Here is a 21,108-nt window from a genome sequence, read left to right as displayed (position 1 = left end):
TGATTGAAAGTGATTGTTAAATTTGAAAAAGCGAGGAAAGAATGAAAATCTATATTGAACAAGATGACGTAAAATTGAGTTTTGAGAGAGCACAAGAACTTGACTATCAAACCTTATTCAAAGCCTATCAAATGGTTACAGGGTCTGATGAAATTCTTGAGGATTTAAGTCAGAAAGAGCCTGGGAATACAAAGACCGTTTTAAAAAATGATGCTGAAATCGATCATGTCAATATCAAAGAAGTCACAGACAGGTTTTCAGCAAAATTTAGCGGAAGTCCAGCGGTTTCGCAGAAACCAAGTGAGAAGGTAGATGTCGATTTACAATGCCCATTTTGCGGATGTGCGAAGCGGTGGAAAGTCCCGCCTTACTTTAAATTCATGAACTGTCCTGACTGCCAAGGCTCAATTTTATTGTCTTGGGCGACAGGAGTTAAAGGGGAATTGGATGAAAATGGATTTTATTTCAGAGGGGACAGCCCGATGAAATTTAAAGAGCAGACAGATGAATTCGAGGATATGTTTGCTATTGAAGAATCAAAATAACCAAAAACAACTATTTCCATTTTGGAAACAACTCAAAAAGAAACAAGCCGGGCATTCTTGTAAAACTGCGAACTAGAAAACGTCAGTAAAGGTCATGTGACTTTTGGACGAACGACGCAAAGAATTTCACTCACGCTTGCCTCGCTCACAAATTGGCAGGCGTGGGATTTTGGTGGAAAGTATGAACAAAATAAAAACAGATATGCAATGCCCGTTTTGTGGAGAATGCGCTACTAGATATGTGTTTCCTACACAAAGTCGGTTGAAGTGTTATGTGTGTGATATGGTTTTGTTTCTAAAATACATTGATGATGATCCAGAAGCAATTGACGAGCGTGGTTTTGGTCGATTGGCGTATGAACCATTTATTCACAACGAGGAGATTATGGAACTGAATGAGGTGTTTAGATGAATAGATTGAAAGAGCTAAGACGAGAAAAAAAGCTAACTCGAGATAAATTCTCACAAGAACTTGATATAAATTTAAGAACTATTCAACGTTGGGAAAACGGAGAAAGCCAAATCAAACCGGATAAAGCCCAACAATTGGCTGAATATTTTGGAGTAAACGTAGGTTATCTACTGGGATATGAACCAAAAGGTATGCTGAAGAGGTCAATCTATGAAGAAGTTCATTCAGCATTACTTAGAGTGAAATCTGAAAATCCTAATCACGATGACCGTGTGGCAATCCGTGAAGTATGTATGGAACTAATCGAAGCGACGCTTGAGGGGTATTGATGAAAGAACGATTGATTTTGAAGTTTGAGTTGAGCAGGAAGCAGATGATTAACGCAAATGACAGACCACATTTTCATCAAAAGGCTAAAATCACTAAGTTTTTACGGCAGTTGGCCGAATATGAGGGCAAGAATGTACTGAGAGATTACTTTGGTTTGCCTTACAGCGAGGATAAGCCTTGCAAGGCTAAGGTTCGGATATATCCTCCGACAAATCGGAAGTATGATCCTCCGAACTGGTCACCCACAAGCAAGGCTTTGTTTGATGGTTTGACAGACGCTGAGATTTGGACAGATGATAACTACAATGTGATAATATCGACTGAGTTTATGCACGGTGGCAAGTCTGGGAATAAGAATTATAGAATTGAACTGGAGATTTACGAGTATCACGAGATATTGCAAAGGATAGTGGATGGGATTTGACAAATAAGAATTGATAAAAGGTTATCAACGGACAATCGATCAGACGGAGGCAAGGATAGTTGAACTATCTGAGCCGTGTGTCAAATCGCTTGCTTTTAGCAGGTCTGAGGAACGCGACTTGCTTAAAAAGAAAGTGAAAGGATGGAAGAAGAGAAAAAAGGAGTTGGAAGATGAAAATAGGTAACAGTGTTGTTTTACGCGGAACTATAAAAGGTGTAACTTATGGGGAATACGGATTTCCATACTATTTAGTAACTTTACCAAACGGATGTGAAACTGAGTTTCCTAAACTATATATTGAAAACTTGCAACAACTAGACGAACCGCAACCAGTCAAAGTCCCGCAGTGTGTGGCGGATGTGATTGAAGGAGCAAGAGAACAAAGCCCAGAACTAGAGGATGCGTTGCATTATGCTTGTAGCAATGGAAGCCAGGAATTTACAGAATGGTATCAAAAGAAATCCAACAGAGACCTCTTCGCCCGAGCTTGGCTTGACGGCTACGAGGTCGAGGAAGAGAAGCGGTATTTGGTGAAGATGAAAGGTATGTCCGAAGAGAATACATATCTGACATTTAGATTTGGCCATACGTGGATGCTAAGCAATTTCGAAGAGTGCGAAGAATTTCGCTTGCACCACACCCGCAAACAACTAGAAGAGGCTGGTTTCGGATGGGTTTTCAATTGTGAAGGGATTGAGATTGAGGAGGTGGAGTGATGAGTTATGATTTGGAAATCTTAGCGAAAATAGAAAACGGACAATATATCTGTATTGATGAACCTAAATACAGTTCTCCGACCTACAATCTAGGGAAGATGTTTAGGGTGGCTATGGATTGGGATTTTGACCAAGGCATAATTTATAATGTTGCTGATATTTTTGAAAATATTCAACGTGGCATAACTGAATTGGAAAGGCAACCTGAAAAATATGTACAATATGAACCTGCAAATAAATGGGGAACAGTCAGCAATGCCTTAGAAGTTTTAAAGTCATTGAAAGAGTGTATTTTAGAACAAGATATTGATACGAAATATTTATATATGAGGTGGTAACATGAAACGACCAAACAGATACCCTTACACACGAAGTCAGTGGCGAGTTCTTTATAAATTTAACCATGAAACCCGTCAGAGAGAACCGTACTTATTAAATAATCTTACATTTAAAACAAAGGAGATTGAGTGATGATAGATGAGCAAAATATTTTAGAGACACAATTGATTTTAGGCAAGCAAGTTTTAGAAATTGTATTTGATCTGCTAAAAAAGTGACTCAAAAGCAGGGGCAGTTTTGCCTTTAAATATAAATGGTCGGGATTTTACTATCACAGTTGAGAAGGAGGTAACAGATTGAAACGATTCATAGCTATCTGGATTTTATTGTCAGCTGGATTGAATATCTGGCAGAGCATCCACATTAAAAAACTAGAAGAAAAGCGCCCTATGGTTGTCTATAAGGCGGATAACGCAGGCGCTGAAATCCATGGCAAAGTAATTGAAAAAGGACGACATGGGAAGTTGTATACTGTCACAATTCGTGATTACGGGGTGTTTGTAGTTACGAAAGAGCAGTGGGACAAGGTAAAAGTTGGAGATGAGGTAAAAATATGAACTATAAAGTAACAGTCGATGGTAAGGAAATCGAATACGGAGCATTGGTTGAAAAATCACGTTTTTCAGAAAAAGAGTGGTCTGCTATTTATGCGGAAATCGTGAAACAAAATCAGCCAGAAGTCTTTGAAAGTAAGAAAGCAGATACTGACTACATTGATGTATTTGGCGCTCTAATTGCTCTTGAGGAGCGATATAAAGCATTGCTTGAGCTATTACCTCAAGATCAATTCTCTTACGTTGGCACACATCCAAAATGGGTAGCTGATGCAGTAGCAGAGAACACGCTGAATAAAGAGGACACAATGCTAGATGTGTCGGATTTGATTGGACGATGTGAAACTCTGGAAGAATTGAAAAATGAGCTAACAGATTATTTTGAGTTGGAAGGATTGTAGGATTTACTATGAACACACTAGAAAATGTAAAACGATGGTTTATAGACCGTGATTTAGAAAATGGTGGACGACTAGACAAGCAGTCTTTGAAACTAAGCGAAGAGTTCGGTGAGTTATGCGCAGGCTATCTTAAGAAGAATGAGAAGCTAACCAAGGACAGCATCGGAGACTGTGCAGTTGTGATTGTCGGTCTGGCGTTGCTGATAAAAGAGGATGTGCAGGAGATTTTTGAGGAAGTAAGTTTCATCGAAAATAAAGATGTGATGCTTCCCTTTAAATGGTTAAGTGCTAACATTAGTAATTTTCAATTGAATAAGGATTTAACCAACAAGAAAATGTGTCGATATAATTTAACGCATTCAATCGGCTATCTAAAATCAATCAGCAATGCTCTCGGTCATAACTTCGATGAATGTTTTGAAATGGCTTACCAAGAAATCAAAGACCGCAAAGGTCGTTGGATTGATGGTACTTTCGTCAAAGAGGAGGATTTGGGATGATACCGAAATATAGAGCGTGGGATGTGTTAGCAGAAGAAATGATTGACGAGATACTGATGATTTCATTTGTCAGAAAGGAAATCATAGGAAAGTTCAGAAATGGTTCTACATCTGTTCCGTTAAAATTTGAAGATGAGCGAAACGGGGAAGACGTTATCCTCATGCAATCAACAGGACTCAAAGATAAGAACGGCAAGGAGGTCTTTGTCGGAGATATTATCAAATGCACAAGAGGATGCCTGCACGAAGTCTATATAGAAAAAGAATATGGCGGTACGTATTTTGGAGGAATGCCAGCTATATATCTAAAAGACTTGGGAGAAGGATATGCGTGGACTGAGCATGAAGAAATCATCGGTAATATCTACGAAAATCCGGAGCTTTTGGAGGATAAGGAATGAAGCCAGAGAGAAGCATGGCTGGGTCACTGTTAACGGTGCAGGTAGTGTGATCACGAATAAAGAATAAAATAAAAAAACCCAATCCATAAGAACTAGGCTTCGAAGATGAAGTTGTAGAGTTGGACAACCTTCTGAAAGCTGGTTGTATCCATGGTTGTGATTTTTTGAGCCTTGCGCTCTCTAAAGTCAAAAGTATAGAGTTGGAGTGGATTGACAGAGCCATCTATCTTATTGGAACGCACTGGGACGAGCAGACCTTGTTCTTCAAGTCTGCTTTGACCGTGTGTAATAGGGCATACAGCAACAAATCCTGTCCGCTCCGAATACTCTCTACGAGAGACGACAATAGCAGGACGGCGCTTCTGAATCTCACGTCCAACAGACGGGTCAAAGTCAATCCAGATGATGTCCTGTTTTTCTGGGATGTAATCATATTTCGCTGTCAAGGAATTTTACCCCCTCGAAGTCATCTTCCATGCGTAGGTCCGCGTCACCACTAAATGGGTCTGGAATTTTTGGAGCCAGGACAATGACATTATCTACACCCTTGTAGACAAACATCTCCTGCCCTTCTGGAACGTTGAGTGTTTTGGGAATGGTCACAGTGACAGAGTTCCCAACCTTACGAGTTTTAACAGTGTTCATTTGTTTCTCCTTTATTTTGTATACATATAGTATACACCTAAAACCTGAGTAAGGCAAGAAAAAAGCCAGCACAGCTGACTCCTTTGTGATATACCCGATAAAAATATTATATCATAAAGGAGCTATGTTGTGAGGTTATTAAAAAAAGTTGACGTGCAATTCACCAAGAAAAATGTCTATGACGTTCTAGAGAGTTATCGCTCGTATGTCCGAATGGCAGGTGCTGAGTATTTGCCTAAAATCACAACGACCTACTCATTTGAACCAAAGACGTTTACTGGTAAGAACACAGCAACAGAGAATATGGTTATGGAACATGTGGATGCAGAAGCAGAAGTTTTGGAGATTGAGAGAGCAGTCAATTGTATCATGGATCCATACGTTCGGCAGGTTATTGCAAAGAAGTACATGGATATGAAAATCCAATTATCAGACAAGGCTATTTATATGGATTTAGGATATTCTGAGAGTGAGTTCTACCGCATGCTTAGTAGAGGTGCGTTGGAATTTGCGGAAGCCTATCGAAAAGGTAAATTGATTGTCTATCGTAAAATTTTGGGAGATATTTGCAAGTAAATTGCTAGGAAATGGCTTATTTCACATGGTAAAATAGTATTGTCAAGTGATAGGTCAATTGACATCTCCTTTATTTTTTCATTTTATTTTCGAGGCTTCGGCTTCACATGGCGGTGACAGGTAAGTGGTTTCTCTCCTATGTTTCCTTCGGTTCGATTCCGGACATCACCGTTAATGACTACAAAAAAATAAAAAAAGGAAAACTTTCAAATTGATTACTAATTAACATGCAAGTCTGTAGTCTACTTGCAGTTGGAACGTAGCTCAGTTGGTGGAGCGATATGACTATAAAGGGTCTGAAACGTAGGCAGGTTCGAGTCCTGTCGTTCCAATTGTATCTCTGTGAGTAGCTATCACAATAGGGGTACAGGGCGGTAATTAGATTTAGGCTGATTAACCTGTAGGACAGAGATAAAGTAGCGCTATATAAGGCTCTGGTGGGGGAGGCACCCACTTACCGCATACAGTCACTCTTTGAGTGGCTTTTTTTGATTTACAAAATAAACAAATCAGGGAGGAGGGCATGGAAAAAAGCGAACTAGCACGCAAAGACTATGAGGCAGGAATGAAGTACAAAGACATTGCTACTAAACATGATGTCTCAATCAACACAGTCAAATCATGGCAACGTAGGCATAATTGGACTCGTATAAAAAAGGGTGCGCCCAAAAATCCAAGAGGTGCACCCAAAGGGAATAAGAACGCAGTTGGTCATGGAGCGCCTAAAGGCTCGCAAAACGCCCTTAAACACGGCCTGTTTGCTAAGTATCTACCTCAAGGAGTGCATGAGATAGCGCAAGAGCTTTCAGGAAAACAGCCTATCGACATTCTTTGGGAAAACATCACGTTGACCTATGCTAATCTTTTGCACGCCCAGCGCATTCTGTACGTTCAGGACGTTGATGATACAACCACTATGCTTATTGCAAGCACAGCAAAAGGCGGAGAAAGCTATGAAGTTCACACTGCTTGGGATAAGCAGGGTAAGGCGTTAGCTGCAATTGCAAGAATACAGTCAGAACTTAGAAATATGATTAAAACATATGATGAATTGACTCGCTCAAGCCTTGCTACAGAGGAGCAGAGATTGAGAATTGAAATTCTGAAATCTAAACTACCTGACAATGAACCTGAGAACGTTCATGATGATGGTTTTATCAAAGCATTAGAAGGGATAGTCGAAGAAACGTGGCGAGAAGAAAAATAAAGACCAATACATTCAAATTTCAACCTTTTAGCAAAAAGCAGAAGAAAGTGCTGACTTGGTGGCTTTGGAACTCTCCAGTTCATGAGTCAGAAGGCATTATTGCTGATGGCGCTATCCGTTCTGGTAAGACTGTTTCTATGAGCCTAGCGTTTGTCATCTGGGCGATGACATCATTCAACCATCAGAACTTTGCGATGTGCGGAAAGACAATCGGCTCTTTTAATCGTAACGTCCTGAAACTGTTATTGGTCATGATACAGTCAAGAGGTTTTAGCTATGTCTATCACCGGACGGATAACTTGATAGAAATCACAAAAGGCGACGTGTCAAATGATTTTTATATCTTTGGTGGTAAGGACGAAAGTTCACAGGATCTTATTCAAGGTTTAACGTTGGCAGGTATCTTTTTCGATGAAGTAGCGCTTATGCCCGAGTCCTTTGTTAATCAGGGCACAGGGCGTTGCTCTGTGACAGGTTCGAAGTGGTGGTTCAACTGCAACCCAGACGGGCCTTATCATTGGTTTAAAGTTAACTGGATAGACAAAGCAGAAACAAAGAACATGCTTTATCTGCATTTTGACATGGACGATAACCTTTCTCTTTCAGAGAACATCAAAAAGCGTTATAGAAGTCAATATCAAGGTGTTTTCTATCAGCGATATATCCAAGGTCTTTGGACGGTTGCAGAAGGTATTGTCTACGATATGTTCAGTAAGAATAAGCATGTTGTATCAACTTTGCCAGAGATGAGTAAGCTGGGCAAATATGTTTCGGTTGACTACGGTACGCAAAATGCGACCGTTTTTCTTTTGTGGGAAAAAGATATCAATGGCAAGTATTACTTGACAAGAGAATATTATTACTCAGGTCGTGACGAGAACGTACAGAAGACCAATGCCGAGTACGCTGATGATTTAACTGCTTGGTTAGGAGATACGAACATCGAACGTATTATTATTGACCCGTCTGCTGCTTCATTCATTGCTGAATTGAAGAAACGAGGATATAAAATCAAAAAAGCTAGAAATAATGTCCTTGAAGGCATTCGTTTTGTTGGTTCTATGCTGGGCCAAGAGAAAATAGCAGTACATGAGAGTTGTGTGAATACGCTGAAAGAGTTCCATGCTTATGTTTGGGACGAGAAAGCTTCAGCAAACGGCGAGGACAAACCTATCAAGCAATTTGACCACGCAATGGACGCTTTGCGTTATTTCTGCTATACAGTATTATTCAAGTCAGGAGGTATGACTGTTTGGAAATAGAAGTAATTAAAAAAATAATCTCGTCGCAGATGGTTAAGCACAGAGAGTTTGTCTCACAAGCAGCTGATGCTGAAAAATATTATCGCAACGAGAATGATATTAAACGGAAGCGTAAGCCTGCAGACAAGAAAGGCGTAGAGAATGAAGCGAAAGCAGAAGATAATGCGTTTCGTAATGCTGACAACCGTATTAGTCATAACTGGCACCAGTTATTACTTGACCAGAAAAAGGCTTATGCGTTGACCTATCCACCTACATTCGATGTGGACGATAAAAAGGTAAATGATATGATCGTGGATGTCTTAGGAGACGATTATGAACGTATCAGCAAGCAGCTTTGTGTGAATGCAGGAAACGCTGGCATCGCTTGGCTTCATGTTTGGAAAGATGCTAGTGATAATTCGTTTAGATATGCTTGCGTGGACTCAAAAGAAGTGATTCCAATTTACTCAAAGTCCTTGGATAAAAAGTTGATTGGGGTACTGCGAGTTTACTCTAGCATAGATGAAACAGATGGTAAAAATTACACTGTTTACGAATATTGGAACGATAAAGAGTGCTCTTTCTATCGTCATGAAAAAGAAAAGTCACTGGAAGGATTGGAGACATTCCAAGCAATCTCTTTGGTTGATACCATGAATGGCGACCACTCAAGCGACAATAGTTTCAAACATGATTTTGGTCTTGTGCCTTTTATTCCGTTTAAAAACAATGAAATTGAGACCAATGACTTGAAACCAATCAAAGACCTAGTTGATGTTTACGACAAGGTCTTTAGTGGATTTGTCAATGATACAGACGATGTCCAAGAGGTTATCTTTGTTCTTACAAACTACGGCGGGCAGGACAAGCAAGAGTTTCTTGAAGATTTGAAACGCTACAAGATGATTAAGATGGACAACGACGGTATGGGAGACCAGTCAGGAGTTACAACTATTGCGATTGACATCCCAACCGAAGCTAGAAATCTGATTTTAGAGCGAACTAAGAAACAAATCTTTATCAGTGGCCAAGGTGTCAACCCTGAAACAGATAAACTAGGGAACAGTTCAGGCGTTGCTTTGAAGTTCCTTTACTCTCTTTTAGAGTTAAAAGCTGGCAACATGGAAACTCAGTTTAGAAGTGGATATGCCACACTTGTTAAGATGATTTTGAGACATCTAGGACTGTCCGACAAACTCAAAATCAAGCAAACATGGACACGGAACTCAATCAATAACGACACAGAAATGGCTCAAGTAGTTTCTACTCTTGCAACTATCACATCAAGAGAGAACGTAGCTAAATCAAATCCAATTGTAGAAGATTGGCAGGATGAACTACGCTTGCAGAAAGCTGAACAAGAGGAACGCCCTGAAAAAGCCTACGATATGGAAGAGTTAGAGCATGAGTCGGAAACTGAATAAAGAAGAGAAAATAGCCTTTATCGAATCTCTTGACGACCTCAGCCGAGAAGAGAAAGACAGATTACTATATGAGCTGGCTCAGGTTGACGACCTTAGCGAGATAATAGACTACATCGATAATTTATACCGCAGAACACTAAAACGCATTGCAGGTCGTTTAGAGTCGTTCGAGAGGGTATCTAAAAATCGTAGTGACTCATTACCATTTTATTTGTTATCCCTGACTAAGGCTGACCAATTAAAAACCAAGCAAGAGATTGCTGGTTTTGTTAAGAAACATCCTGATTTAACAGAGTGGTCAAGGTCAATAAAGGTCAAAACAAATGCAGATGCCTTGTTTGCTGGTGTTGAGATGGATATCGCTGAAATGACTGGTAAAATCAACAAGCGAATAGAAACACATCTCAAACAAACTTACCAAGAAACCTACTTAAATCGTGCTTACAACTACCATAAACAGACCAAAAGAGAACCGAATTTCAAGCCTGAGCGTCTAGAAGAAGAGTATCTTCAAAAGGCAATCAACGAAAACTTCAAAGGTAAGCGGTTCTCTGAGCGTGTTTGGGGCAGCAATATGGATGAATTGGTTAGTAGAGTAGAATCGCTTGTAACCAATGATTTAAACCGAGGTTATCCGATAGACCAGTCCAGTAAACTTCTAGCAATTGAGTTCGACCGTGCTCGTAATCGTGCAGTGACTGTTTTGCAGACGGAAACGAACGGTATTCAGGCTCAGGCAACGTTAGATGAATACCAAGACGACAACATCAAGAAGTATAGGTATCTAGCGACCTTAGAGGTTCACACATGCCCTATTTGTGGCGAGTTGGACGGGAAGGTATTTCTTGTTAAGGATGCAGAGAAAGGCGTAAATTACCCTACTATGCACCCTCACTGTCGATGCACAACGGTTCCTGCCTTAGAAAAAGGTGGGAAACGCTATGCAAGAGATATCGAAACAGGAAAAGGCTATGAGGTAGAGAGCAGTCAGACCTTCAAGGATTGGCGAAAGCAGCAACTTGATAAATATGGCCAGACTGCTATCAAAGACAAGCTACAAGCTGAACGTTTGGAAAAGGACAGAGTCCGCAGAACCAAGGAACAGTTCATAGCTTATAGGCAGCTTTTAGGCCCTCAAAATATGCCCAAAACATTTGCAGGCTTCTATGATTTGAAGTATAATGGAGGTGAAGAATATGAGCGACTAAAAGATAAAGTATTTATTTATCAGAAAATCCAAACTGGAGAATGGGGTAAAAAAATAAACCCTGATAAGCAGTCGCCACATATGGAATCAACACATAAAGCAGGGAAATCTTATATCTATGATTCAGTTGATGTTCAGGAATTGTTTAATAAACATCACGGAACTGGTCGTATTGAGCTTGACAGACACGGAAGAAGAACGAACAAAGAAATAATAGAGTTAGGCTACCCAATCGGAATCAATGGTTCAGATGGCTCAGAAGTGACATCTATTAAAATCCATCATTCTGAAAAGAGAACTCACATTGTACCTAAGAAAGGAGATCAGTAATGAATTTAGAGCAATATTTAGGAAAAGATATTAGAGTTACTTTTGTTGATGGTCAAATTCTTGAAGGTCATTGTAATACTTTTACTGGAAAGCAAGATACGGAAGATGAACTCTATGATGAAATTACAATAAGAACAGATAAACATCCATATGTTGGATTTAATGAATCTGAAATCAAGTCAATAGAATTAATGTAGCACTCGTAAGGGTGCTTTTCTTATTTTTAATTTTTTTCAAAAAACCTCTTGACTTTGTTGCTACGAAGTTATATAATGACATTGTAGCAACAAAAAAGGAGGTGAGCAAGTTGCTTGCACGAAAAGAACAATTCAAAGATAAGCCTAAAAATACCATGTTGCGAGTTCGAGTTGACGACGAAACGGTTGATAAACTTGAAGAAATTGCAAAAAAAACGGATAGCACGAAATCTAGTGTTATCCGAAAGGGTATTGACAAGTTATATCAAGAATTAAATAAACAAAAATAGCCTAGAACCCCTATCGCCAAACAGTCGGTTCTAAGCTATCACCACAGAAGTGTTTCTGCATGAAATATTATATCATGCTGAGACGCTCTTTTCAAGGTACACGAAGGAGTGTTTTTATTATGGCAAAAATTGAATTAACAGAAGAACAATTGACTCATCTAGGCTACGAGCTTGCAGATATTCGAAGAACGGTTGAAATGGCAACAAATATGACAGAAACCTTGGCTTGGGTTCAACTTAAGGATGAGACAGCTTTTAAAGAGATGTCTAAAAAATTTTTTGATACTTTTAATGAACAATTCGGTTTACTTCATTCAACACTAGATGAAATTGCTTTTATTTTGATGAACTCAACAGATAAAACAGAAATCTTAGGAAGTAAAATTTTTAACTAGGAGCATAAAAAATGGAACTACAAATTTTTAAAAATGAACAATTCGGAGAAGTAAGAACGGCAGAAGTTAAAGGCGAGCCATTCTTTAATTTGAATGATTGTTGTCAAATTCTGGATTTAAGCAATCCACGAAAAACACTAGAAAGACTCAATCCAAAGGGTGTAACTAGTAGTGACATCCTTACAAATGGAGGAGTCCAACAAGCCAACTTCATCAACGAAGCGAATTTCTATAAACTTGTTTTTCAATCTCGCAAACCAGAAGCAGAGAAATTTGCTGATTGGGTCACTAGCGAAGTGTTGCCTTCTATTCGTAAGCATGGCGCTTATATGACCGACCAAGTGGCCTATAATATCACGCACAACAAACAAGCCTTAGCAGACTTGCTCCTTATGGCTGGTAATCAACTGAAAGAAAAAGAAGCAGTCATTAAACACTTGGAAGCTGAAAAAGCTGTACTTTCCGTTGAAAATACCATAATGAAACCGAAAGCAGACTATTTCGATGAACTAGTAGATAGAAACTTACTGACCAGCTTCAGAGAAACAGCAAAACAATTAAAAATCAAAGAACGTAAGTTTATTGACTTCTTGATGGAGAAAAAATACATCTACCGAGATAAGAAAGGTAAGCTCCAACCAACAGCCAATAAAAACGATGGTTTGTTTGAGGTCAAGGAAACACTCAACGAAAAAACACAATGGTCTGGCACACAGACTCTCATCACACCTAAAGGCCGTGAAACCTTTAGACTACTATTTATCTAATTATGCTCTAACCGTATGGAATCCCGTACGGTTTTCTTATGCCCTGAACATGGCGTTAAAAGGTTCAACTATTGGACAAGTCCGTAGTCCTAACAAAAGCGGAGCGACTGGTGATGGAGAACACCTAAAAAGCCTAGCGTAGAGGAAAGGATTTTCAAAATGAAAAAAGAACAACTGGCAAACATCGGCTTAACTGAAGACCAAATTTCTCAAGTCTTCGCTTTGTATGGTGCTTCTGTCCAAAAATTTAAGGATGATGTGGCAAGTAAAGAAAGCGAATTGGAGAGCGTGCGTGGACAGCTGACACAACGTGACAAAGATTTGAATGATCTAAAGAAAAAAGGCGCAGATGTTGAAGATATTCAGCAAAAGCTAGAGGACTTACAGGCTAAGTACAAACAAGATACAGAAGCGCTTGAGACGAAACTAGCAGATGAGAACAAATCTCGCTTAATCGATGCTGAATTGACAAAAGCTGGCGTTCGAGACGCAGAAATTTTTGGAAAAATCTTAAACAAAGACGAAATCTCTGTAAAAGATGGCAAATTGATTGGCTTGACTGAGCAAATCGAGGCTCAGCGTGCTAAGAGTCCATATCTCTTTAACGGGGAGAAACAAGCCCAATACACGCCAAATCAAGGCGATGGGCAAGGTGCTAATTTAGGGAATTGGGAAACTGCTATGAGCAATCCTGACTTCAATCTAACTCAATTTTTACAACAACAAGGAGAAAATAACTAATGGCTAATGAACTTACAAAAATTATAGACACAATTACACCTCAACAGTACAATGCCTACATGCAACAGTACACAGCTGCTAAATCTGCTTTCGTTCAAAGTGGTATCGCAGTATCAGACGAACGTGTCTCTGAAAATATTACATCTGGTGGTCTGTTGGTCAACATGCCTTTCTGGAACGACCTTACTGGCGATTCTGAAGTTCTCGGAAATGGCGACAAAGCCCTAGAAACTGGTAAAATTACTGCTGGAGCAGACATTGCCTGCGTTCTTTATCGTGGACGTGGTTGGGCTGCAAACGAATTGACTGGTATTGTAGCTGGTTCTGACCCAGTCCGTGCTATCTTGAATCGTATTGGCGCTTATTGGTTGCGTGAAGACCAAAAAGCCTTGATTGCTACCTTGAATGGTATCTTTGCTTCTGGAACAGGTGGTGAGAAAGGTGCTCTTGAAGAAACTCACGTATCAGACCAATCCAAAGCATCTACTGGTATCGATGCAGCTATGGTACTGGACGCTAAACAATTGCTTGGGGATTCTGCTGATCAAGTTACTGCGATTGCTATGCACTCAGCGGTTTACACTAAACTACAAAAAGACAACTTGATTCAATACATCCAGCCAACAACTGCGACCATCAACATTCCAACCTACCTTGGTTACCGTGTCATTATCGATGATGGTATTGCACCAACAGGAGATATCTATACTTCATATCTTTTCCGCACAGGTTCAATCGGTCTTAATACAGGAAATCCATCAGGATTGACTACATTTGAGACTTCTCGTGAAGCTGCTAAAGGTAACGACATGATTTACACTCGTCGTGCCCTTGTGATGCACCCGTACGGCGTGAAATGGACTGGCGCAGAAGTGGAAGCTGGAAACATCACTCCATCAAACGCTGACTTGGCTAAATTCAAGAACTGGCAACGTGTTTACGAGCCTAAGAACATCGGTATTATCGCTTTGAAACACAAAATTGGCAAATAGATTGGGTGACAGAATATGATTCAAGAATTGAAACAAGACAACACAATGTACTTGATCTCATGCGTTCGTAAAATGCGTCAGGATAATTATTTCAATGACATGGAAGTTCTCCACTACGCTTTGACCCAAGCAGAAAACGAGATTTTGAATTATATTCACCAAGACAGTGTGCCTGGACGTTTAGAGAACGTATGGATAGACATGACCAACGACTTACTGGACAAGGTCAAGGAGCAAAGCGTTCTTGCTAAAAAAGCTGACGCAGACGACTTTTCGGTCAAGAGTATCAAAATGGGTGATACGACAATCGGAAAGGTTAGTCCTTACGAAATGATTCAACGAATGAAACAAGTGCCGTCATCACTTGAGCGCTACAAGCGTCAGTTGAATCGTTTTAGGAAGTTACTATGACCGAATATGCTAAGACAGTCTTTGATTGCTTGTATGACTGTAAAATGACGGTTAAAGGTTATACAGAGCAAGAGATAGACGGTTTGACCAGTATGTCAGAAAGCGTGCTATTAGAGGACATTCCCTGTAGGATTTCACAAATGAGCAATAGTTCAACGAACGGGAGCGACTATCAAGCTAACGGCTATGATATGAAACTCTTTTGCTCTGTTGTCTATGATATCCCTGCAGGTTGCAAGATTGAGGTGACTGATAGAAATGGGCACGTTAAAGTGTTTACACGGTCTAATGTGCCTATTGATCAGTATTGGTCACATCAAGAAATTGCTATAAAGCTAGAGGGCAAGTCATGAGTGGCAGTTTTGATTATCGTAGTTTCGCTAAGTTTGCTGACAACTTCAACAGGAATGCGAATCATGCGAAAGTAGACCGATTTATGAGACAAACCTTGAATTACGAAGGTACAGAACTAAAATCTAATGTGAAGGAGAGAACGCCTGTCGGTGTTTATACGGATCATTGGGTTGAGTTCACTACCAAAGATGGCAAACATGTCAAATTTTGGGCAAGTGCTCATGGAAAACAAGGCGGAACCTTGCAAAAAGGCTGGTCTAAAAGCCATATTAAAGTATCTGGACGGACTTATAAGCAGAAAGTTTATAACAAGGTCTACTATGGCCCACACGTTGAGTACGGACATAAGACAGTCAATGGCGGCTTTGTTCCAGGGCAATTTTTCCTTCATAAAACGGTTGAAGATACTAAAAGCGATATGGAGAAGCGTGTCCGTGATAAGTATGATGGCTTTATGAGAAAGGTAGTATTAGGAAATGGCAAATAAAGGCTTTCGGTTGGTTGAGGAGTTGGTTAGTCATATCAAGGGTTTATATCCTGACATCAGGATTTATCTGGATGAAGTAGAGCAAGGTTTTAAAGAGCCTTGTTTTTTTATCCATGTGGTTGATACTAAGTACACTACAGAGGTCAATAAGTATGTGAAAGTACGTTCTAAAGTGGATTTGTCTTATTTTCCTCCTAAGAAAAAGCGTAGCGAGTGTTTAGCAATGCAGGAAGAATTGAGTTATAAACTCTTACACTTGCCGACGATTCATTTATTTGACCGTCAGTATCAAGTGGTTGACAACGTTCTGCATTGTATTTTTAACGCAAGCACACGCTTGAAGTTAGAAGAGGAAGATATCAAACAACGTGAATTGAAAGTGAAAGAAGAGGTAAAAGATGGATAATGTAGACGGAATTGTGTTCCCTACTGCGGACATTTTGGAAAGTAGCGCTTTTACCAACGGAGAAAAAGACATCTTGGGAGCTATTTTAGATCCAGAAGAGTCTTATAGTTTGGAAGAAGCTCGAGCAAAACTAGAATACGAACTAGGAAGGAAGATTAACTAATGGCAGGTGGAATTTGGAAACGCCAAAATAAAGTAAGACCAGGTGCTTACATCAACGTCAAATCAAAAGACATCGCAATGACTCGCCTTGGCGGTGACGGAGTCGTAACAGTACCATTGGCACTCAGTTTCGGTCAATCAAAGAAATTGATGAAAATTCGACGTGGTGAAGACCTATTTAAGAAGCTAGGTTATGAGCAAGAAAGCCCACAGCTTTTGTTGCTGAACGAGGCATTCAAACGTGTGAGTGAAGTCTTGCTTTATCGTCTGAATACGGGAGAAAAGGCAAACGTAAGCCTTTCAGACAACGTAACGGCTCAAGCTAAATATAGCGGTGTCCGTGGGAATGACATTACAGTAACGGTCAAAACAAACGTAGACGACCCAAGTTCATTTGATGTTGTCACATTCCTTGATACTGTTGTTATGGACTCGCAAACTGTAAAAGTCTTGGCTGATTTGAAAAACAATGATCTAGTTGAGTTTTCAGGAACAGGCGAACTGCAGGCAGTGGCTGGTGCTAAATTGACTGGCGGTACTGACGGAACAGTATCAACTCAAGACTACTCAGAATACTTCAAGGCGCTTGAAACAGTTGAGTTTAACTATATGGCTTTGCCAGTAGAAGATGCTTCTATCAAGAAGGCGGCTATCAACTTCATCAAACGTATGCGTGAAGACGAAGGACTTGGTGCTCAATTGGTTGTTGCGGACTCTGACGCTGACAGTGAAGCGGTAATCAATGTTAAAAACGGTGTTATCTTGTCTGACAAGACAGTTATTGATAAGACGAAAGCGACTGTATGGGTTGCAGCAGCAAGTGCAAATGCTGGCGTTGAGAAATCATTAACTTATGAGAAATACGAAGACTCTGTTGATGTTGTAGGTCGCTTGAGCCATACAGAGACAGAAGATGCGCTTTTTAAAGGGCAGTTTGTCTTTACTGCTCGTCGTGGCCGTGCGGTAGTTGAACAAGATATCAACTCACACGTCAGCTTCACGATTGAGAAGAACCAAGACTTCCGTAAGAACCGTATCTTGCGCACCTTGGACGATATCGTGAATGATACTCGTTATGCTTTCTCTGAGTATTTCCTTGGAAAGGTGAGCAACAACGAAGATGGACGTCAAGCGTTCAAAGCGAACCGTATTCGCTACTTCAAAGACCTTGAAGCTCGTGGTGCTATTGAAGACTTCAAAGTGGAAGACATTGAGGTACTACGTGGTGAGTTGAAAGAGTCTGTAGTGGTTAATGTCAAAGTGAAACCAGTGGACAGCATGGAAAAACTGTACATGACAGTTACAGTAGAGTAGGAAAGGAGATAGTATGGCTTTTTTAAAAGGTCGTGACGTAATCAGCGGTCAGGAAGGTACCGCTTTTATTCACATCGACGGAAGAAATGAGTTCATGTTCTATATCAAGGAACTTGAAGCGACAGTTAAGAAAAACAAAGAAGAAGTCCGCACCCTTAACAAACGTGGTACGCAGGTAAAAGCGACTGGTTTCAAAGGTGAAGGTAAGATGACCATCTACGGTGTCACTTCAACATTCAAGGAAATGATGTTGGACTACATGAAGAATGGTCGTGATACATTCTTTGATATCCAAGTGACCAATGACGATGCGACAAGTTCAATCGGTCGTCAAACAACCATCTTGCGTGAATGTAACCTTGATGAAGTTGTGATGGGTCAACTAAAAGTTGAGGAAGATTTCTTGGAAGAAGAAGTTAACTTTACTTTTGAAGATGTGGATATTTTAGAAAAATTCGGTGCGCCTAAATTAGGTTAGAAAGAGGATAAATAAATGGCAATTTCAGACTTTTTACTAGAAAACGTTCAGCAGGAAGAAACGAAGGAAGTACACCTTAAACGTTTCAAATCTCCTTTTGTCATTCGAAGTATTGACGAAAGTCTAAACGATACGTTGAAGAAACGTGCGACAATCAAGAAGAAAAATCGTCAAGGTGTTGCTATTCCTGAGTTCAACAACGATAAGTACATTGACTCTTTGATGTCTGCCTGCGTTATTACGCCAGACTTGAAAGACGCTCAACTACAAGAGTCTTATCGTACTGTTGGGGATGAAGCAGCAACCTTGAAAGCTATGTTGAAGATTGGGGAATATGCTACCCTGATGCAAGAAATCCAGTCGCTGAACGGATTTGATGAAGATATCAATGATCTTGTCGAAGAAGCAAAAAACGACTAGAGGACGGGGATGCAGAGTTGAGTTATGCTTACTACTGTTTGCATCAATTCAACTGGACTCCGTCCTTTTTGGATAGCTTATCCAAGCGTGAAAAAGCCTTAATTTTTGCCTTTATCGATATCCGAGTAGAAGCAGAAGAAAAGGAACACAAAGAAATGGAAAGAAAAAGCAGAGGAAGGAGGAGACGGTAGAAGATGACTACATTAATGCAAACACTGGCGCTTAGAGATAATTTTTCAAGCCCTTTAAATCGAATTAATAGCACAATCAACAGGACTATTGCTAAGTTCGGAGAGTTGGACAGACGTGTCAAGAAGATGACGCAAACTGCGACGATTAAAGTCAAAGCAGATATGCCTAAGAATTTTACTGCACCTAAAGCTGCTAGCCCTGTAGCGTCTAAAATGGCGACACCTATCGCTCCTAAACTTCCTTCAACTGGGCCACTTGTTGGTGGCTTAGGTGTTGCTACATCCATGCTTGGACGTATGACTTCTATTTCTCGTGCTTTGAATTTCATGGTTGCTATTCAAGCCTTGAGGCAAATGGCTAATTTAATGAGTGGTCTGATTAAGTCAGGCGATGATTATATTCAGACCATGGCAAGGCTTAAGACGATAGAAGATGGATCAAAGACAGGCCAAGAACTTCAAGATAGTATCATGGCAGCAGCACAACGCTCAAGGACTGGCTTCGGTATCATGGCAGACTCAGTGGCTAAACTACGCTCGCAAGCTGGAGAAGCCTTTAAAAGCAATGATGAAGCTATTGCATTCGCTGAACAGTTGAACAAGCTGTATAAAATCGGTGGTGCAAGTTTAGAACAACAAAAAGCAGGGACGCTTCAAATCACACAGGCGCTTGCTTCAGGGGTTCTTCGTGGCGATGAGTTTAACTCTATGATGGAGAACGCTCCACTTGTTGCCCAAAAACTAGCTAGGCACCTTGGCGTTAGCGTTGGTCAATTGAGGGCAATGGCTAAAGATGGCCAACTAACAGGAGATACTCTTAAGAATGCCTTGCTCGGTTCAGCAGTTGAAACAAACGCTGAATTTGCGAAAATGCCGATGACCTTTGCTGATATGATGACTCAGATTGGTAACGTAGCTTCATACGCATTTCAGCCTTTAATTCAAGCATGGCAAGAGTTTATTAATAGTACCGCTGGACAAAACTTCATGGCAGGTTTAGAAACTGCTATGTTTGCGATTGGCCAGATAGCTTTATGGCTCTTTAATCTCTTTGTTGCAGGCTGGAACTGGGTGACTGAGAACATTAACTTTGTAATTACTGCGCTAGAAATGTTAGCAGCAGTTGTAACTGCAGTAGCTATAGCAATGGCAATAGCTTGGATGGTTGCCAATTGGCCATTAGTTTTAATGATTAGCATTATCTTGGCAATAGCCTCTATATTGGATGCTCTTGGTGTTTCATTTATCGAAGTAGCAGCGATTATAGTAGCTGCATTTGTCTTTGTCGGAACGGTAGTTTATGACATCATTATGTTTGTTATTAATCTTGTCGTGTATATGATTGCACCGATTGTGAATCTCTTCATAGGTATTTACAACATTGGTTTAGCAGTTGCAGAATTTTTGAGAAATGTCTTTAAGCACCCGGTATATTCCATCAGAAAGTTATTTTATAATCTTGTTCGAACTGTATTAGATTATTTTGCTACGTTTGTTGATGGGGTAGTCAATGTGGCGCAATCTATCGGTAATGCTTTTATAGCAGGCGCCAATATAGCTATTAAAGCTATCAACTGGATCATTGACGCTTTGAATACACTAGGTTTAGGGTTAGGCAATGTTGGCGAAATGGGTTACATGTCCAATGACGGTAGTTTTGCCAATGGTATTCGTGCTATGGGAGAGATGTTTAATCCGGGAGAGGCTCCTGATGATTATGAATCTTTTGATGGCATGCGTGCTAACATGATAACTCCAGGTGATTTGTGGGATGGTATGAAAAATCCTTTCTCAACTGCTGGCAATGCTTTTAGTGGTACTAAGGCTTTTGGCCAAGGTATTGGTGATGCTATGCAAGGTTTCGCTGATAAGATGAAAGCTCAAGACGAACTTGCTTCTAAATTTGACCAAATGAACCAAACACCAGCTGGAGCAGGTGCTCCGGAAGGTGGTGGTGGAGGTGGCAAAGGTCTTGGTGACAAGCTAGGCAAAGGCAAAAACATTGGTAACGTCGGTAAGATTGAAGATGAAGTCAAGCTGAAAGACGAAGATATCAAGATGATGCGTGATGTTGCAGAACGTAAGTACATCATTGATTACCAAGTTTTAACACCTCAAGTTAGTGTTAAATATGAGTCTAAAAATAGCGCTACTGAACAGGATATCGACGATTTGGTTGACAGAATTGAAGAAAAGATTGTCGGTTTGGTCGATAGTGACTTAGGAATTGCGTAGGAGGTAGAAAGAA

At 40.2% G+C, this 21,108-nt stretch carries 32 protein-coding genes and 1 tRNA gene; 31 read left to right on the top strand and 2 right to left on the bottom strand.

Annotation, left to right across the window (positions count from 1 at the left end; all coding sequences use genetic code 11):
- Positions 1-41 precede the first annotated feature (41 nt).
- From UKS_RS05560 to UKS_RS05515, 10 genes are all read left to right on the top strand, one after another.
- A complete protein-coding gene (locus UKS_RS05560) occupies positions 42-545 on the top strand; it encodes a hypothetical protein (RefSeq protein WP_156012119.1) in 504 nt (167 codons plus the stop codon).
- A 181-nt stretch (positions 546-726) separates the two neighbouring features.
- On the top strand, positions 727-957 hold the full coding sequence (locus tag UKS_RS05555) for a hypothetical protein (protein ID WP_156012118.1): 231 nt from the start codon (positions 727-729) through the stop codon (positions 955-957).
- Entirely contained in the window at positions 954-1,286 is a 333-nt protein-coding gene (locus tag UKS_RS10020) for a helix-turn-helix domain-containing protein (RefSeq protein WP_156012117.1), read from the top strand. The genes UKS_RS05555 and UKS_RS10020 overlap by 4 nt, the downstream gene beginning before the upstream one ends.
- On the top strand, positions 1,286-1,711 hold the full coding sequence (locus UKS_RS05545) for a hypothetical protein (RefSeq protein ID WP_156012116.1): 426 nt from the start codon (positions 1,286-1,288) through the stop codon (positions 1,709-1,711). The genes UKS_RS10020 and UKS_RS05545 overlap by 1 nt, the downstream gene beginning before the upstream one ends.
- Positions 1,712-1,881: 170 nt before the next feature.
- Complete coding sequence (locus tag UKS_RS05540; RefSeq protein WP_156012115.1) at positions 1,882-2,427, top strand: DUF1642 domain-containing protein; 546 nt, start codon at positions 1,882-1,884, stop codon at positions 2,425-2,427.
- A complete protein-coding gene (locus UKS_RS05535) occupies positions 2,427-2,765 on the top strand; it encodes a hypothetical protein (protein WP_156012114.1) in 339 nt (112 codons plus the stop codon). Before UKS_RS05540 ends, UKS_RS05535 begins: the two co-directional genes overlap by 1 nt.
- A 297-nt stretch (positions 2,766-3,062) precedes the next feature.
- A complete protein-coding gene (locus tag UKS_RS05530; RefSeq protein ID WP_156012113.1) occupies positions 3,063-3,323 on the top strand; it encodes a DUF1372 family protein in 261 nt (86 codons plus the stop codon).
- Entirely contained in the window at positions 3,320-3,721 is a 402-nt protein-coding gene (locus UKS_RS05525) for a hypothetical protein (RefSeq protein WP_156012112.1), read from the top strand. The genes UKS_RS05530 and UKS_RS05525 overlap by 4 nt, the downstream gene beginning before the upstream one ends.
- Positions 3,722-3,729: 8 nt before the next feature.
- Positions 3,730-4,221 (top strand): MazG-like family protein, encoded by a 492-nt coding sequence (locus UKS_RS05520; RefSeq protein ID WP_156012111.1) that lies wholly within the window; start codon positions 3,730-3,732, stop codon positions 4,219-4,221.
- Positions 4,218-4,622 carry a YopX family protein gene (locus UKS_RS05515; protein WP_156012110.1) on the top strand — a complete coding sequence of 135 codons (405 nt, stop codon included), beginning with the start codon at positions 4,218-4,220 and terminating at the stop codon, positions 4,620-4,622. The genes UKS_RS05520 and UKS_RS05515 overlap by 4 nt, the downstream gene beginning before the upstream one ends.
- A gap of 92 nt (positions 4,623-4,714) precedes the next feature.
- On the opposite strand, the gene UKS_RS05510 is transcribed toward UKS_RS05515, so the two are convergent.
- Both UKS_RS05510 and mazE read right to left on the bottom strand, forming a co-directional pair.
- Positions 4,715-5,068 (bottom strand): type II toxin-antitoxin system PemK/MazF family toxin, encoded by a 354-nt coding sequence (locus UKS_RS05510; RefSeq protein WP_156012109.1) that lies wholly within the window; start codon positions 5,066-5,068, stop codon positions 4,715-4,717.
- A complete protein-coding gene (gene mazE, locus UKS_RS05505) occupies positions 5,052-5,267 on the bottom strand; it encodes a type II toxin-antitoxin system PemI/MazE family antitoxin (protein ID WP_001098945.1) in 216 nt (71 codons plus the stop codon). The genes UKS_RS05510 and mazE overlap by 17 nt, the downstream gene beginning before the upstream one ends.
- Before the next feature lie 129 nt (positions 5,268-5,396).
- On the opposite strand from mazE, the gene UKS_RS05500 reads away from it, so the two are divergent.
- The 21 genes from UKS_RS05500 (at position 5,397) to UKS_RS05405 (ending at position 21,095) form a co-directional block, all read left to right on the top strand.
- Positions 5,397-5,843: an ArpU family phage packaging/lysis transcriptional regulator gene (locus UKS_RS05500; protein ID WP_156012108.1), complete on the top strand. Its 447-nt coding sequence runs from the start codon at positions 5,397-5,399 to the stop codon at positions 5,841-5,843.
- 253 nt (positions 5,844-6,096) lie between these two features.
- Positions 6,097-6,175: transfer RNA gene (locus UKS_RS05495), tRNA-OTHER, on the top strand.
- A 191-nt stretch (positions 6,176-6,366) separates the two neighbouring features.
- Positions 6,367-7,050: a phage terminase small subunit gene (gene terS / locus UKS_RS05490; RefSeq protein WP_197736954.1), complete on the top strand. Its 684-nt coding sequence runs from the start codon at positions 6,367-6,369 to the stop codon at positions 7,048-7,050.
- Positions 7,051-7,097: 47 nt separating this feature from the next.
- Positions 7,098-8,312 carry a PBSX family phage terminase large subunit gene (locus UKS_RS05485; protein WP_443031387.1) on the top strand — a complete coding sequence of 405 codons (1,215 nt, stop codon included), beginning with the start codon at positions 7,098-7,100 and terminating at the stop codon, positions 8,310-8,312.
- Positions 8,303-9,718: a phage portal protein gene (locus tag UKS_RS05480; RefSeq protein ID WP_156012106.1), complete on the top strand. Its 1,416-nt coding sequence runs from the start codon at positions 8,303-8,305 to the stop codon at positions 9,716-9,718. Before UKS_RS05485 ends, UKS_RS05480 begins: the two co-directional genes overlap by 10 nt.
- A complete protein-coding gene (locus UKS_RS05475; RefSeq protein WP_197736953.1) occupies positions 9,699-11,255 on the top strand; it encodes a minor capsid protein in 1,557 nt (518 codons plus the stop codon). Before UKS_RS05480 ends, UKS_RS05475 begins: the two co-directional genes overlap by 20 nt.
- Positions 11,255-11,452 carry a hypothetical protein gene (locus UKS_RS05470; RefSeq protein WP_156012105.1) on the top strand — a complete coding sequence of 66 codons (198 nt, stop codon included), beginning with the start codon at positions 11,255-11,257 and terminating at the stop codon, positions 11,450-11,452. The genes UKS_RS05475 and UKS_RS05470 overlap by 1 nt, the downstream gene beginning before the upstream one ends.
- Before the next feature lie 110 nt (positions 11,453-11,562).
- Entirely contained in the window at positions 11,563-11,742 is a 180-nt protein-coding gene (locus tag UKS_RS05465; RefSeq protein WP_033675919.1) for a ribbon-helix-helix protein, CopG family, read from the top strand.
- Between the two features lie 119 nt (positions 11,743-11,861).
- Entirely contained in the window at positions 11,862-12,137 is a 276-nt protein-coding gene (locus tag UKS_RS05460) for a hypothetical protein (RefSeq protein WP_156012104.1), read from the top strand.
- Positions 12,138-12,148: 11 nt separating this feature from the next.
- Positions 12,149-12,904 (top strand): phage antirepressor KilAC domain-containing protein, encoded by a 756-nt coding sequence (locus UKS_RS05455; protein WP_156012103.1) that lies wholly within the window; start codon positions 12,149-12,151, stop codon positions 12,902-12,904.
- Positions 12,905-13,063: 159 nt separating this feature from the next.
- A complete protein-coding gene (locus UKS_RS05450; protein ID WP_156012102.1) occupies positions 13,064-13,645 on the top strand; it encodes a phage scaffolding protein in 582 nt (193 codons plus the stop codon).
- Positions 13,645-14,637 (top strand): major capsid protein, encoded by a 993-nt coding sequence (locus UKS_RS05445; RefSeq protein ID WP_156012101.1) that lies wholly within the window; start codon positions 13,645-13,647, stop codon positions 14,635-14,637. The genes UKS_RS05450 and UKS_RS05445 overlap by 1 nt, the downstream gene beginning before the upstream one ends.
- Positions 14,638-14,652: 15 nt before the next feature.
- Entirely contained in the window at positions 14,653-15,048 is a 396-nt protein-coding gene (locus UKS_RS05440) for a hypothetical protein (protein WP_156012100.1), read from the top strand.
- Complete coding sequence (locus UKS_RS05435; protein WP_156012099.1) at positions 15,045-15,401, top strand: hypothetical protein; 357 nt, start codon at positions 15,045-15,047, stop codon at positions 15,399-15,401. Before UKS_RS05440 ends, UKS_RS05435 begins: the two co-directional genes overlap by 4 nt.
- Positions 15,398-15,889, top strand: a complete 492-nt coding sequence (locus UKS_RS05430) for an HK97 gp10 family phage protein (RefSeq protein ID WP_156012098.1) — start codon at positions 15,398-15,400, stop codon at positions 15,887-15,889. Before UKS_RS05435 ends, UKS_RS05430 begins: the two co-directional genes overlap by 4 nt.
- Entirely contained in the window at positions 15,879-16,295 is a 417-nt protein-coding gene (locus UKS_RS05425) for a phage tail terminator family protein (protein WP_156012097.1), read from the top strand. Before UKS_RS05430 ends, UKS_RS05425 begins: the two co-directional genes overlap by 11 nt.
- Positions 16,288-16,458 carry a hypothetical protein gene (locus UKS_RS09710; protein ID WP_023948067.1) on the top strand — a complete coding sequence of 57 codons (171 nt, stop codon included), beginning with the start codon at positions 16,288-16,290 and terminating at the stop codon, positions 16,456-16,458. The genes UKS_RS05425 and UKS_RS09710 overlap by 8 nt, the downstream gene beginning before the upstream one ends.
- Complete coding sequence (locus tag UKS_RS05420) at positions 16,458-17,771, top strand: phage tail sheath family protein (protein ID WP_156012096.1); 1,314 nt, start codon at positions 16,458-16,460, stop codon at positions 17,769-17,771. The genes UKS_RS09710 and UKS_RS05420 overlap by 1 nt, the downstream gene beginning before the upstream one ends.
- Before the next feature lie 13 nt (positions 17,772-17,784).
- On the top strand, positions 17,785-18,249 hold the full coding sequence (locus UKS_RS05415) for a phage tail tube protein (RefSeq protein WP_156012095.1): 465 nt from the start codon (positions 17,785-17,787) through the stop codon (positions 18,247-18,249).
- A gap of 15 nt (positions 18,250-18,264) precedes the next feature.
- A complete protein-coding gene (locus UKS_RS05410; protein ID WP_156012094.1) occupies positions 18,265-18,669 on the top strand; it encodes a phage tail assembly chaperone in 405 nt (134 codons plus the stop codon).
- A gap of 194 nt (positions 18,670-18,863) precedes the next feature.
- Entirely contained in the window at positions 18,864-21,095 is a 2,232-nt protein-coding gene (locus UKS_RS05405) for a tape measure protein (protein ID WP_156012093.1), read from the top strand.
- The last annotated feature ends 13 nt before the right edge of the window (positions 21,096-21,108 follow it).

Origin of the sequence: Streptococcus sp. 116-D4 (assembly GCF_009731465.1) — a bacterium.
Lineage (GTDB): Bacteria > Bacillota > Bacilli > Lactobacillales > Streptococcaceae > Streptococcus > Streptococcus pseudopneumoniae_E.
The sequence above is the reverse complement of the archived record's forward strand: the minus strand, read 5'-3'. Positions and strand labels throughout refer to the sequence as shown.